Raw genomic sequence first — 14,470 nt, forward strand, 5'->3', positions numbered from 1 at the left:
TCATCTAATCCTAGAAGAAAGGGGCCACATTTGGCCCCTTTCTCCTGAAACTCATCGACTTAGCGACGCAGACCCAGACTTGCAATCAGTTGAGTATAACGTGAGCTGTCTTTACGCTTCAGATAGTCCAGCAACTTACGACGCTGAGAAACCATACGCAGCAGACCACGACGACTGTGGTGATCTTTTTTGTGCTCGGAGAAATGGCCTTGCAGGTGGTTAATTTGTGCAGTCAGCAGGGCTACCTGAACTTCTGGTGAACCACTGTCGTTTGCGCCACGACCATACTCAGCAACAATTTTAGCTTTCGCTTCAACACTTAGAGACATTATAGAACTCCAACTCTTAGATATAAATAAAACAGGCGCCGATCTCTAATTCAGCCACCCAATGCATAAGCCGACATATACTACTCCCCACTCTGCCATATAGCAAGCCAGCGAACGGGTCAGCCTGTAAAAATTATTTAACAAACCTCAATAACCATTAACGATGGCCATTGAGAACATTTCATATTCCCACCTAACCATTAGCTACCTAATGAGTTTTATGGAAAAGAGTGGGATATTATATCAAAAACGCACAAATCCTCTTTTCATAAAATCCCTTGGCGAGTATGATTATCGTTCCTCAATCCCCCGCTACATTTGATTTTCTGGGTGCTGAGGGCCTTGGCTAAAATAATTTTTTGAATATATGGATTTGGTCAATACTTTATAGACCATAAACTCCCTAAGGAAAGAGAAACATACTATGACTCAACAAGACCATAACCCTTACACACCACCAGAATCTAACGTCGAAGACGTTGCAGTGGTACTTGATAAAACGGGTGAAACCTTTATCCCTGGTGGTCAGGCTGTTCCTGCCGGTGAAGGTGTGAACTGGATTACTCAAGCCTGGAACTTCATGAAACCTAAATTAGGTATGTGGGTTGTTCTGGGTATTGTCCTGTTCGTAATTCTGATGATTATCAGTTTTATTCCATTCCTGAACATTTTAACTGCCGTTATCATGCCAATTTTTGTTGGTGGCATCATTGCTATCTGTGAAAAACAACGTATGACGGGTGAAGTTGACCTTGGCCTGCTGTTCTCTGGTTTCCAAAAGAATCTGGGTTCACTGCTGGGTGTTGGCGCTATCATGTTCGGTATCATGATTCTGGCTATTATTGTGATGTTCGTTGTTGGCGGTAGCGCTATGCTGGCAATGGCAGTGGGTTCACAAGCGGGTGGCGATCCTTCAATGGCAATGGCTGGCGCAAGCGGCGGTATGATGTTCCTGGCCTTCCTGTTAATGATGGTTATCTATCTGGTTGGTTATGCATTAACCTGGTTTGCTCCTGCATTAATCGTTGTTCACAACCTGCCTTTAGGTCAGGCTGTTTCTATGAGCCTGTCTGCTGTTAAAAAGAACATTGTTCCCGGCCTGCTGTTCTTCCTGGTAATGGGTATCATTATGTTCGTTTCAGCCTTACCTTTTGGTTTAGGTCTGTTAATCACCATGCCTCTGTTCCTTGTTACTTACTACACGACTTACCGTAGTCTGTTTATCGCTAAGTAATTTTCAGAGATAAAGCCGGGCTCCGCCCGGCTTTAATATATGATGCTTGATACAGTTCGTGACATTACCACGCCGGAGCTGATTGAGATCCGATTGCACCCTGCCGGATTCCTGCCCCGCGGCTTTGCTTTTTTTATTGATACCATCCTGCGCTGGCTTTTAATGCTACTTATCGCAATCCCCTCTATGTTTATTGGCGATTTGGGTGTTGGGCTCTTTCTGATTTCAATTTTTCTTATTGAATGGTTTTACCCGGTCTTTTTCGAAGTGGTATTTAAAGGAAAGACACCTGGTAAACGCCTTGTTGGCTTAAAAGTACTTAATGACAATGGGACACCGGTTAGTCTGAGTGCTTCTATCATTCGTAATTTTCTACGTTTCGCTGATTTCTTCCCGCTTTTCTATTTGTTTGGCCTGATCGCTATGCTGACCAATAAAGAGTTTCGCCGTTTAGGCGATATTGTGGCGGGTACGATAGTGGTTTATACCGAACCCGCAGCCAGACGCTTTAGTGTGCCAGAAGCCATGCCGGTTCCTCCTGATTTTCCATTATCGCGCGATACTCAAAAAACTATTGTCTCTTTTGCTGAACGTTCGGTAGGTTTAACTAAGCCAAGGCAGGAAGAGCTGGCGGCCTTGCTACCGCAATTATCACAAACAATGCACCCGCAAGAACCTCAGGGTGCAGCACGCCTTATCAGCCTTGCTAACTTTTTGATAGGACGCAAATCATGAAGCAGGAACGCTTCGAGGCATTACATCAGGCGGAATGGGAAGCCTTTGAAAACTGGTTAGGTCACCATCTGAGAATTATAAAACATCAGGATGGAACAGTATCTCAGCCGCCTTTTGCTAACCATGAGATGCCGCAACGCTACCGAAATCTTTGTCAACATTTGGCTATCGCCCGCGATCGCGGTTATAGCCTGTTGCTGGTTGAACGGCTACATAATTTGGTCCAATCAGGGCACGACATCTTATATCGAGCCAACAGTGGTATCAGTGGCCGAATGCTCAATTATATTGCCGGTGGGTTTGCTGCCGATCTGCGTGCCAACCTTCGTTGGGTACTTCTTTCTACCCTTCTTATTATCGGGCCGTGGATCGTTATGATGGCGGTAATTCGCCTGTGGCCTGATTTTATCTACGTGGTTATTGCTCCTGATGATATTCATCAGATGGATGAAATGTACAACGGCGATGATGCCTTTGACTATGGAGCAAGTATCCTGCGTGATTCTGGTTCTAACTGGAAGATGTTTGGATTCTACATTTATAACAATATCAGCATTGCTTTCCGGGCTTTTGCCGGTGGTCTATTGGCCGGTTTAGGCACAGTATATACGCTGGTATTTAATGGTATTCATATGGGTGCCATTGAGGCCAGACTGGTCAATATTGGTGCCGGGCGTAACTTCTATTCGTTTGTTCTTGGTCATACCGCGTTTGAAATTGGTGGAATAATTATTTCAGGTGCGGCCGGATTAAAGCTGGGCTGGAGTTTAATTATGCCAGGTCGACTGAGTCGCCCTGATTCATTGAAAACTACGGCGCGTTCAGTGCTGGGACTGATTTGCGGTAGCGGCATTATGTTACTGATTGCTGCTATGATTGAAGCATTCTGGTCGCCACATAATTTCCCTCTACCGATAAAAATTGCTGGCGGTGTCATTACGCTGCTTCTGCTGCTTGGCTACTTTATTTTTACAGGGCGCCGCCATGCAGCTTGATCGTTTAGCTATTGTGCTACGTACCAGACCAGCCAATGAAGCCATTGATTTAGGCGTTCGTATGGCGATGCATTGGTTCAAGCCTCTCTATATTGCGTGGTTATGCTTTTCGTTACCAGTGATTGGACTGTTGTTTGGTTTGTCCTATTGGGCAGAGTTTAGTTATACCGCTATTTATCTGCTGATTTGGTGGATAAAACCGATGCTCGACCGTATGGCTCTATTTGTCATTAGCAGGGCGGTTTTCGGTTCTGCCCCAACATTACGTCAAAGCATAAAGGCGATCCCTACTTTACTGTTCAAAACCCGGCTAATTCGGGCATTAACCTGGGCCCGTTTCTCACCCTATCGTTCACTGACGCTACCGGTTGATGTGCTTGAAGGTGTTAAAGGCCGTAACGCCAGAATAAGACGTAAAGCGATATCAAACTACATTGGTATTAATGCTGCGGTATTAACGCTGTTTGGCTTTGTGGTTGAAAAAGTTTTTCCGGTTTGTGCCATCGCCTTCGTGGCCATGATATCGATTGATAACAATAGCTATAGCGACGATCTGCTAAAAGACTTATGGTTCAACAATGTTAGTTACCATTCACTAATGGCATTGGGATTCTATATTTTAGGTATCTTATTGTGGGAACCTATTTATGTCGCCGCTGGTTTTTCACTTTATCTAAAAAGACGCAGTGATATCGAAGCATGGGATATTGAACTGGAATTTCGCAAAATAGAAAAGCGGAGTCGTATTACTTCATCAACTCTGTTTAGTGCTCTGCTGCTTGTTCTGACCATTGGCATATCTGGCTATTCTCCCCATAGTTACGCCGATCAGGACGTTTCCGCTACCCGGCAAGAAACCATTACCAACGCGCCTGAAAAATTACAACAAATACTGAAACAACCGGAGTACGGCGGCAAAGAAGTCAGAAAGCGTCTGAAGTTTATGCAAGAAAAAAAGGTGAAAAAGCCCAATAAGAAACCGGATTTCTCACCGCCTCCCGTTTCAGCCAATCCTAACAGTGCCTTAATGGCATTGACGGGTGCTGGTCAATGGATGCTTTGGGGGATTCTGGCTTTGGTGGTTATCGCTATTGCCTATTTTATTATTATTCGATTACCTGATATTCGCGGACAAAAAGGCCAAAAAATGGCCCCTCCGGCACAAATTGCCGGCCTGGATATTCAGCCAGAATCTCTGCCTGAGAATATCGCAGAAGTTGCTCTGTCGATGATTCATGCTGGCGATTTGCGATCTGCCCTCAGCCTGCTATTTCGCGGTTCGCTCTCGGTTCTTGCCCATCGGGATCGGGTGATGTTCCGTTCTTCAGATACCGAGCAAGACTGTATCCGTTTAGTCAAACGAGCGGAACTGAACAGTGCAGCTTTCTTTATTAAATTAACTCAGCTTTGGCTGGCACAAGCTTACGCGCACCGTTCACCTGATATCTCCAAATTAGAACAGCTTTGCCGGGAGTGGCCAACTCACTACGATCACCAATCTCAGTGGGAGGCCAGTTAATCATGTCAACGGACAATGTGAAAAAGAGCAGCAACCCATGGCTGATTTTGGGGATTATATTCGCCGTTATCGCCGGGCTGGCAATTTACTACTATCAGCAACTAGAGTGGGAAGAAAAAGAAGTTACCACACCACCCAGTTGGAAAGTTATTGCCAATAACTACTACACTGCAGAGCAACTACTCAGCAAGTCTGGCTATCAGGTTAAAACCGTTGGTGATTCGCTGTCATTGAATAAGTTACCGGCTAAATCAACCTTAGTGTTATTCAATCCTGATGGCTTACTTAAAGAACCCACGCAAAAAACGAAATTGATGGACTGGGTTAGTCAAGGCGGCCACCTGATCATTTCACCCCTTGAAGATAAAAACAGCATCGACCTGCAGGAGCTGTTTGATATTTATCTGAAAGATGAGTGTGATGACGATGATAAATGCGAAACCACAAAAGCGCCGGTTGAGCTGGTTACGGTTACATTACCTGAAAAAGAAACAGAGAATGATACGCCAGCCAAAAAGCGAGATGGGGTGCCAATCGTTTTTGAAAAAGACAAAATGGTAGCTGATGTCGCTGACACGCCTCGTTTTTACGTAGACTGGAAAACCACAGAAAACGTTCCGGAATCAACCAAAAGCGAATGGGATATTATCAGTCGTTTTCAGTTTGAACAGGGTTGGGTTACGGTTGTTCCACTCAAGCTGTTTAGTAATAGCAATATTAAGCAATATGACCATGCCAAACTCTGGCTACATGTTGCCACCTTGCCAGACAGAAACGACACCCTCTATCTGGTTCGTTATGCCACTTTACCAAACCTGATGAGTTGGCTGGTTGAACATGCGCTTTACACATTACTGGCATTTGGGCTTTGTATCTTACTGGTGTTGTGGCGCTATATTCCGCGTTTTGGTGCACTTATCCCTACGCCACCGCCAGCCCACCCCAGCCTTACCGAACATTTAAGGGCCGTCGCTGATTTCCATTTGCATAATTACGACTATGAACGGCTGGTCGCCCCATTGAGGGAAGAGGTGTTACGCCTGCTTCAACCATTACGCATTCAGTATCCAGGCAGACGTAGTGATGCCCAACTTATTGAACATATTACTCATTATGACATCGGGCTTATTACTCAGGCGATGGAAGGGGAAGTTCAGCATCTGAACCAATTTACCCAGTCGACCCAAACCCTGTGCCTGCTGATTGACCGATTAAACTCACTGCAAAGCAGTTCGAGTAGGAGACTAAACTATGGAATTTAACTCAACGGATAGCTATTTTTCACCATCCGCTCCGGTACCCACTATCCCGACTACTCCTCAGGATGCAACGGATATTGTTCTGCGTATTCAGGAACAAATTCGTAAAGTATTTATCGGTCAGGATCATGTTGTAGAACAGATTCTTTGCGCTCTATTAGCTGGCGGCCATGTGCTGCTGGAAGGCGTTCCGGGGCTGGGGAAAACGTTACTGGCTAAAGCACTGGCCCAAGCCTGTAGCTGCCACTCGTCACGTATTCAGTTTACTCCAGACTTAATGCCAGCTGACGTTACCGGTCATATGTTTTATGACATGAAAGCATCTGAATTTGTGGTACGCCGTGGCCCCGTATTTACCAACCTGATGTTGGCGGATGAAATTAACCGTGCTCCAGCAAAAACCCAGGCCGCGTTGCTGGAAGTTATGCAAGAAGGTCAGGTGACCATTGAAGGAGAAACGGCCCAGCTGTCACCGCCTTTTTTAGTTATTGCCACACAAAACCCGATCGAACAGGACGGAACCTACGCCTTGCCGGAAGCTCAGTTAGACAGATTTTTACTTCATGTGATGTTTGACTACCCTACTGAGCAGGAAGAGCTGGCATTAGTTGCCGCCAGTACCTTTGAGCGCGTAGGCGATCGTCTGGACGTTGATAAAATCGAAGCGGTTGCCAGCCCGGAAATGATTGTTGCCTTACAAAAAATTACTGCCAGTATTCGGGTTGATGATAGCGTATTAAACTATGCATTAAGCATTGTCAGAACAACGCGTAACTGGCCAGGTATCAGTACTGGAGCTGGCCCACGCGGCGGTATCGCACTGATTCGCTCAGCCCGAGCCAGCGCCATATTGGCAGGTCGCGACTTTGTCACACCTGATGATGTGAAACAACAGGCAATACCAACATTACGCCATCGTATTGCCCTTTCACCTGATGCTGAAATTGAAGGACTGACAGAAGAGCACATTCTCAATCGCCTGTTAGACCAAATTGAGGCTCCACGCAGATGATTCTGCCTTCTAACCGGCTATTAGTGCTTGGAGGTCTTTGGTTCTGTGGGTCAATACCCGCAGCGATTGTACCTTCCCTGTTTCCGGTCTGGCTAATAGGTGGCGCAGCACTTTTACTGCTGATTACGCTGGACGCAATCGGTTTATATCGGCAGCCGTTGCCTGTTATTGAACGCGAAGTTGCGGGCAGTCTGCCGCAAACCATTTGGCGAAACGTGACCTTATATGTCACTTCGCAGGTATCCGTACGTCAAAAAATTCAATTAAAAGATAGCCCGCCGGAAAAGTGTGAATACGATGACAGAACCATTCATCTGATGCTTACCCCACCACAAGTTTCTCAGGTTGTTTACCGCATCAAACCGCTAATGCGGGGCGATTTATGGTTTGGTCACGTTCACCTGCGTCTGTTTTCCCCTTTGCAGCTATGGCAACGTCAGGCATTGGTTGGCTCAACACAAAAAGTCAGTGTTTTTCCAAACTTTGCACCAATAACCCAAATGGCACTGCAAACTACCATTACTCAGGCAGGTATGGGATTTCATAAATTCCGTAAACGAGGTCAGGGTATGGAGTTTGAACAACTGCGTGAATATCGTAGTGGTGATGCTATGCGGCAAATAGACTGGAAGGCCACAACCCGAATGAGAAAAATGATCTCTCGGGAATATCAGGACGAGCGCAATCAGCGCATTATTATGATGCTGGACTGTGGACGCCGTATGGGCGCCAGTGAAGGCGAATTAATGCATTTTGACCATGCTCTAAACGCCGTATTACTACTCTCTTATGTTGGGCTACGCTATGGCGACTCAGTAGGGTTAATAACTCTGGGTGGCCCGGAACGCTATTTACCACCGGTTCGCTCGGTTAACGCGATTAACCGAGTCCTGCATGAGGTGTACGATCTGCAACCGACGTTGTCCAGTAGCGATTTTGAAGTCGCAGCCCAATCTCTAATTACCCGGGAACGTAAGCGTTCACTGGTAGTTATGTTTACCAACTTAAGAGATGAAGATGAGCAAAGCCTGCTGGCATCGGTGAAACTGCTAAGTAAACGCCATCTGGTGTTAGTTGCCAGCCTGCGGGAAACCGAGCTGGATGATGCAGCTTCAATGTCGATTAATAATCAGCAGGATGCTGCTCTGCGTGCCGCAGCTGCCAGCTATCAGTCTAAGCGTCAGGCGGTATTAACGCGATTACGTAGTGCCGGGGTACTTTGTCTGGATGTTCAGCCGCAGCAGTTGGCGGTTGAGAGTGTGAATAGGTATCTGGCGATTAAGGCGGCGGGACAACTATAGTGGGAATTATGTGGTTGATGGTTCCACTTTAAATTAGCTTTTGAGAATATTTCGGCCGTAAAAGCAAAGTACTTATATTAACTTCGTGCTCGGCCGGAAGACCGTTTGTACTTAGCATCAGAGTGCTTCGGGCCTAGCCCGCCTAGGGGCCGTTACAAAACACCTTCGGTGTTTTGCCCTTCGGGCCAGCGTTCGTCCTTCCCGACAATTGGCTCAAACCGAACTTTATTCTCAATACAAAATGATAATATATGAATCTACAGTACCAGCAAATTCAAACTGAGGGAGAGACCGCTGTTGGGGTCGTAGCAGCTTTAGCTGCCGGAGCGCCCCTAAGCGGGCTAGGCCCGAAGCGCACCAGAATAGAGTACAGACGGTCTTCCGGTCGAGCACTTTAGTGATATAGGCACTTTGCTTCTACGACCGGAATATACTCAGTAGTCAATTTCTTAGGTTTATCAATAAAAAGACTACTCAACCGGGTTTTCAACTACCAAACGGCGGGGGGCTACACGGCCGTCGTCGTCGATTTGGCCGACGCCGATAAATTCACGTTCATCGCCTACGGTAATGCGCACCAGTCCGCTGCGTGGTGCGCCAGCGGCTTGTACTGCTTGCCCTTGTTTAACGTATACGCCCATGACTGGCAGTAAGTTAACTTCCGGGAAATCAGCAACGGCGCTGTCCATTGGTAATAATAGTGGATCTAAATCTTCCGCCGGAGCGCGTTCTTCAGCCTGAGCGTTATTAACAATTTGCTCAAGCTGAGTTAGCGTTACCATTCGTTCGGTTGGATAGTCTGCCACATTCAATCGACGCAGATAAATCACATGAGCACCACAGCCCAATAGTTCACCTAAATCGTCAACGATGGTGCGGATATAGGTACCTTTGGAACAATGAATTTCCAGTTCCAGCTCATTGCCTTCCCAGCGAATGAATTTCAGCTCATATACCGTAATTTTTCGGGATTCGCGTGGTACTTCAATACCCTGACGGGCATATTCATATAATGGTCGCCCCTGATATTTCAATGCAGAATACATTGATGGGATCTGGTCTGATTCACCTCGAAAAGTTTCCAGAGCACCATCAAGCTGAACCTGAGTAAAGCTAACCGGACGCTCAGAAATAATAGCGCCATCAGAATCGGAGGTATCGGTTCTTTGTCCTAACCGTGCAATCACTCGATAACGTTTATCAGCATCCAATAAGAACTGGGAGAACTTGGTGGCCTCTCCCAGACAGATTGGCAACATACCCGTCGCCAGTGGATCCAGCGCACCGGTATGTCCCGCTTTGTTGGCGTTAAAGATACGTTTTACTTTCTGCAAGACATCGTTCGAGCCTATGCCCGTCGGCTTATCCAGCAGCAGAACACCATGTATATCGCGACCGCGACGACGAGGACGTCCCATTACTCTTTTTCCTCATCCTCACCGGCAGCAGCACGGCGCTCGGCATCGTTCTTCACTACACTGGTAACCAGGTTTGACATACGCATACCTTCCACCAGTGAATTATCATAAGCAAAGGTCAGCTCAGGAATAACTCGCAGGCGCATTGCCTTTCCTAGCAGTGAACGGATAAAACCAGATGCATCCTGCAATGCTTTCAGACCGCCAGCAATGGCATCTTCATCATTGTCATTAAGGAAAGTCACGAATACTTTGGCGTAGGCCAGATCGCGTGAAAGTTCTACACCAGAAACCGTTGCCATTCCAATGCGCGGATCTTTAACTTCGCGCTGTAAAATGATGGCAATCTCTTTTTGCATCTCCTGAGAAACGCGCTGAGTACGGCTAAATTCTCTTGCCATAAATATAATCTCCAAAACAATGAGGGGGGCGCCAGGCCCCCCAAATGGATACTACTTTAAGCCATCGGAATTAAGCGATAGTACGCTGAATCTCGATAACTTCAAACACTTCAATCAGGTCGCCAACGCGAACATCATTGTAGTTTTTCACGCCGATACCACATTCCATACCGTTACGAACTTCGCTGGCATCATCTTTAAAGCGACGCAGGGATTCCAGCTCGCCTTCATAGATAACCACGTTGTCACGCAATACGCGGATTGGGTTATGACGTTTAACAATACCTTCAGTTACCATACAACCAGCAATGGAACCAAACTTCGGTGAACGGAATACGTCACGCACTTCAGCCAGACCGATGATCTGCTGTTTGTATTCAGGCGCTAACATACCACTCATGGCTTGTTTCACTTCGCCAATCAGGTCATAAATAACTGAGTAATAACGCAGATCCAGATTCTCAGATTCAATAACTTTACGCGCAGAGGCATCAGCACGAACGTTAAAGCCTAAGATGATAGCGTTAGAAGCCGCTGCCAGAGTAGCGTCAGTTTCAGTAATACCGCCTACGCCTGAACCAACAATCTTCACTTTCACTTCATCAGTAGACAGGTTCAGCAGTGATTCACAAATCGCTTCAGTAGAACCCTGAACGTCCGCTTTCAGAACGATATTCAGTTCAGAAACATCACCTTCTTCCATGTTAGCAAACATGTTTTCCAGTTTAGATTTCTGCTGACGAGCCAGTTTCACTTCACGATATTTGCCCTGACGATATAAAGCTACTTCACGCGCTTTCTTCTCATCACGAACTACAGTCGCTTCATCACCGGCTGCAGGAACCGCTGACAGCCCCAGAATCTCTACCGGAATAGACGGGCCCGCTTCATTGATTTCATGACCCACTTCATCACGCATTGCGCGAACACGGCCATATTCGAAACCACAAAGAACGATATCGCCTTTATGCAGTGTACCTTCCTGAACCAGAACCGTTGCCACCGGGCCACGACCTTTATCCAGGAACGATTCAATCACTACGCCGCTCGCCATACCTTCGCGTACTGCTTTCAGCTCCAGAACTTCAGCCTGTAGCAGAATCGCATTCAATAGATCATCAATACCGGTACCCACTTTCGCAGACACTGGAATGAACTGAGTATCGCCGCCCCATTCTTCAGGCAGAACGTTGTGCTGTGACAGTTCGTTCTTAACGCGATCCATATCTGCTTCTGGTTTATCGATTTTGTTTACAGCAACCACTAAAGGAACTTTCGCCGCTTTAGCATGCTGAATAGCTTCGATTGTCTGTGGCATTACGCCATCATCTGCCGCAACCACCAGAACAACGATATCCGTTGCCTGAGCACCACGAGCACGCATTGAAGTAAACGCGGCGTGTCCCGGGGTATCCAGGAAGGTGATCATGCCATTGTCAGTTTCAACGTGGTAAGCACCGATATGCTGGGTAATACCACCCGCTTCGCCGGAGGCTACTTTGGTTGAACGGATATAGTCCAGCAGCGATGTTTTACCGTGGTCTACGTGACCCATGATGGTAACAACTGGTGCACGAGGTTCCAGTGCTGCATTGGTATCACGGTCGCTCATCAGCGCTTCTTCAAGCTCATTTTCACGACGCAGAATAACTTTATGGCCCATCTCCTCAGCAACCAGCTGAGCGGTTTCCTGATCGATAACCTGGTTGATGGTCGCCATGGCACCCAGTTTCATCATGGTTTTAATAACCTGAGAACCTTTAACTGCCATTTTGTTTGCCAACTCAGCAACGGTGATGGTTTCACCAATCACTACGTCACGGTTTACTACCTGAGCCGGTTTATTAAAGCTGTGCTGTAAGGTGCTTGGCTTACGCTTGCCTTTACCACCACGGGTAACGGCGCGAGCTTCTTCACGGTCAGCTTTAGATTCAGAGAGTTTATTCCCTTTCTTCGGCTTACCTGATTTACCACCACGAGCACGGCGATCGCCTTCAACTTTACGATCGTTCTCGTCTTCAGCTTCACGCGCATGATGGGAAGTTGTAACGTGGTAATCTTCAGCCACTTCTTCTTCCACAGATTCAGACGCCCAACGGCCTTCGTTCTCTTCGGCCATCTTGCGCGCTTCTTCCGCTACGCGTTTTGCTTCTTCTTCAACTTTGCGCTGCATTTCTTCTTCAGCTTTACGCTTCAGTTCTGCTGCTTCTGCTTCACGACGGGCTTTTTCCGTCTGGGCTGGTTTTTCAGCCTTTTCTGCAGGTTTATTCGCTGTTGTCGCCACTTTAGCTTTCTCTTCAGCCGCTTTCTTAGCAGCAGCTTCACGCTTAGCTTTCTCTTCAGCTTCGCGTTTCGCCTGCTCTTCTGCAGCACGTTTGGCTTTCTCTTCTGCTTCGCGTTGGGCTAATTCTTCAGCTTCGCGAGCAGCCTGTGCTTCCGCTTCCTGAGCTTCTTGTGAGTCACGGTTTACATAAGTACGCTTTTTACGTACTTCAATCTGGACAGATTTACTTTTGCCACCGGTACTTGGAATACTCAGGGTGCTACGGGTCTTACGTTGCAACGTAAGTTTGCTCGGCGCACCACCATGTTCATGGTTTAAATGCGCCAGCAAGGTCTCTTTTTCCTGCTGGGTCACGGAGTCCGAGGCAGACTTTTTAATACCTGCATCAGCAAACTGCTGTAACAGGCGGTCTACCGGAGTTTGGATCTCTTCGGCCAGCGATTTTATGGTTACTTCTGACATGCTGTTCCTTCCTGCTACAGTGATTACTCTTGATCGCCAAACCAACAAATATTACGTGCGGCCATAATTAACTCACCCGCTTTTTCGCTGGTCAGGCCATCAATATCTGTTAAATCGTCAACACCTTGCTCTGCAAGGTCTTCTAACGTACAAACGCCTTTTGCAGCCAATTTGTACGCCATAGAACGATCAAGATTAGGCAGACCTAATAAATCTTCTGCCGGCTTGTTGTCGCCAAGGCTCTCTTCCTGTGCTAATGCCAGCGTAGTTAACGCATTTTTAGCACGGGTACGTAACGCTTCAATGGTATCTTCATCCAGACCGTCAATTTCTAACAGCTCTTTCACCGGCACATAAGCCAGCTCTTCCAGAGATGAGAAACCTTCCTGTACCAGTACAGTAGCGAAATCTTCATCGATATCCAGATACTTGGTAAAGGCATCGATAGCAGCGTACGTTTCTGCCTGATGTTTTGCATGTAACTCTTCAGTTGTCATTACGTTCAGTTCCCAGCCTGTTAGCTGAGCAGCAAGACGAACGTTTTGACCGTTACGACCAATCGCCTGAGCCAAATTTCCGGCTTCTACAGCGATATCCATGGTATGTCTATCTTCGTCAACGACGATAGAGGCCACGTCTGCGGGGGCCATCGCATTAATCACAAACTGTGCAGGGTTATCATCCCATAACACGATATCGATACGCTCACCGCCCAATTCACCTGAAACAGCCTGTACACGCGCACCGCGCATACCAACACAGGCACCAACCGGATCGATACGCTTATCGTTGGTTTTCACTGCGATTTTCGCACGAGAACCCGGGTCACGAGCGGCGGCTTTAATTTCGATAACTTCTTCGCCAATTTCCGGCACTTCAATGCGGAACAGTTCGATCAGCATTTCCGGGCGTGAACGGCTAATAAACAGCTGAGCACCACGTGCTTCCGGACGGACGATATACAGTACGCCACGAACACGGTCGCCTGGACGGAAGTTTTCGCGCGGTAACATATCTTCACGACCGATAACCGCTTCTGCGTTGTTACCTAAATCGAGAATAATGCTATCGCGGTTAACTTTTTTAACTACACCAGTAACGATTTCGCCTTCGTACTCGCGGAATTGTTCAACCACCATCGCACGCTCAGCTTCACGTACTTTCTGTACGATAACCTGTTTCGCGGTCTGAGTTGTAATGCGGTCAAACGTTACTGATTCAATTTGATCTTCAACGTAATCGCCAACCTGAATTTCAGGTTCATCAAGACGAGCTGCATCTAACGTAATTTCACGTGTAGGTTGCGTAACAGTTTCAACCACCATCCAGCGGCGGAAAGTATCAAAATCACCTGAACGATGATCGATACTTACGCGAACCTCGATTTCTTGCTCATACTTTTTCTTAGTTGCCGTTGCCAGAGCTGTTTCTAGCGCCTCGAAAATTTTCTCACGAGGAAGCGCCTTTTCATTAGAAACCGCTTCAACAACAGCCAGAATCTCTTTATTCATCTAGTTGCCT

Annotated in this window: 12 protein-coding genes; 7 read left to right on the forward strand and 5 right to left on the reverse strand. The window is 47.0% G+C overall.

Going from position 1 to position 14,470, the window contains the following annotated elements; all coding sequences use genetic code 11:
* Positions 1 to 59: 59 nt before the first annotated feature.
* The gene (rpsO, locus tag GOL65_RS10125) at positions 60 to 329 is read right to left on the reverse strand and encodes a 30S ribosomal protein S15 (protein ID WP_047779836.1); all 270 of its coding nucleotides are present in this window, start codon (positions 327 to 329) and stop codon (positions 60 to 62) included.
* 424 nt (positions 330 to 753) lie between these two features.
* On the opposite strand from rpsO, the gene GOL65_RS10130 reads away from it, so the two are divergent.
* From GOL65_RS10130 to GOL65_RS10160, 7 genes are read left to right on the forward strand one after another with little or no spacing between them, the layout of a single operon-like run.
* Positions 754 to 1,563, forward strand: coding sequence for a BPSS1780 family membrane protein (locus GOL65_RS10130; RefSeq protein WP_228723084.1), 810 nt, complete (start codon positions 754 to 756; stop codon positions 1,561 to 1,563).
* A 39-nt stretch (positions 1,564 to 1,602) separates the two neighbouring features.
* Positions 1,603 to 2,298: an RDD family protein gene (locus GOL65_RS10135; RefSeq protein ID WP_140919755.1), complete on the forward strand. Its 696-nt coding sequence runs from the start codon at positions 1,603 to 1,605 to the stop codon at positions 2,296 to 2,298.
* A complete protein-coding gene (locus GOL65_RS10140; protein WP_140919754.1) occupies positions 2,295 to 3,293 on the forward strand; it encodes a stage II sporulation protein M in 999 nt (332 codons plus the stop codon). Before GOL65_RS10135 ends, GOL65_RS10140 begins: the two co-directional genes overlap by 4 nt.
* Positions 3,283 to 4,812: a DUF4129 domain-containing protein gene (locus GOL65_RS10145; RefSeq protein ID WP_140919753.1), complete on the forward strand. Its 1,530-nt coding sequence runs from the start codon at positions 3,283 to 3,285 to the stop codon at positions 4,810 to 4,812. Before GOL65_RS10140 ends, GOL65_RS10145 begins: the two co-directional genes overlap by 11 nt.
* 2 nt (positions 4,813 to 4,814) lie before the next feature.
* A complete protein-coding gene (locus GOL65_RS10150) occupies positions 4,815 to 6,074 on the forward strand; it encodes a DUF4350 domain-containing protein (protein WP_140919752.1) in 1,260 nt (419 codons plus the stop codon).
* Entirely contained in the window at positions 6,064 to 7,083 is a 1,020-nt protein-coding gene (locus tag GOL65_RS10155; protein WP_140919751.1) for an AAA family ATPase, read from the forward strand. Before GOL65_RS10150 ends, GOL65_RS10155 begins: the two co-directional genes overlap by 11 nt.
* A complete protein-coding gene (locus GOL65_RS10160; RefSeq protein ID WP_140919750.1) occupies positions 7,080 to 8,384 on the forward strand; it encodes a DUF58 domain-containing protein in 1,305 nt (434 codons plus the stop codon). Before GOL65_RS10155 ends, GOL65_RS10160 begins: the two co-directional genes overlap by 4 nt.
* 470 nt (positions 8,385 to 8,854) lie before the next feature.
* On the opposite strand, the gene truB is transcribed toward GOL65_RS10160, so the two are convergent.
* From truB to nusA, 4 genes are all read right to left on the reverse strand, one after another.
* Positions 8,855 to 9,802 carry a tRNA pseudouridine(55) synthase TruB gene (gene truB, locus GOL65_RS10165; protein WP_140919749.1) on the reverse strand — a complete coding sequence of 316 codons (948 nt, stop codon included), beginning with the start codon at positions 9,800 to 9,802 and terminating at the stop codon, positions 8,855 to 8,857.
* Positions 9,802 to 10,203 (reverse strand): 30S ribosome-binding factor RbfA, encoded by a 402-nt coding sequence (rbfA, locus tag GOL65_RS10170; RefSeq protein WP_140919748.1) that lies wholly within the window; start codon positions 10,201 to 10,203, stop codon positions 9,802 to 9,804. The genes truB and rbfA overlap by 1 nt, the downstream gene beginning before the upstream one ends.
* Positions 10,204 to 10,273: 70 nt before the next feature.
* A complete protein-coding gene (gene infB / locus GOL65_RS10175) occupies positions 10,274 to 12,949 on the reverse strand; it encodes a translation initiation factor IF-2 (RefSeq protein ID WP_140919747.1) in 2,676 nt (891 codons plus the stop codon).
* 23 nt (positions 12,950 to 12,972) lie between these two features.
* Entirely contained in the window at positions 12,973 to 14,460 is a 1,488-nt protein-coding gene (gene nusA, locus GOL65_RS10180) for a transcription termination factor NusA (RefSeq protein WP_140919746.1), read from the reverse strand.
* Positions 14,461 to 14,470 lie beyond the last annotated feature (10 nt).

The sequence above is a fragment of the Limnobaculum xujianqingii genome, assembly GCF_013394855.1.
In the GTDB taxonomy this organism is placed as follows: Bacteria; Pseudomonadota; Gammaproteobacteria; order Enterobacterales; family Enterobacteriaceae; genus Limnobaculum; species Limnobaculum xujianqingii.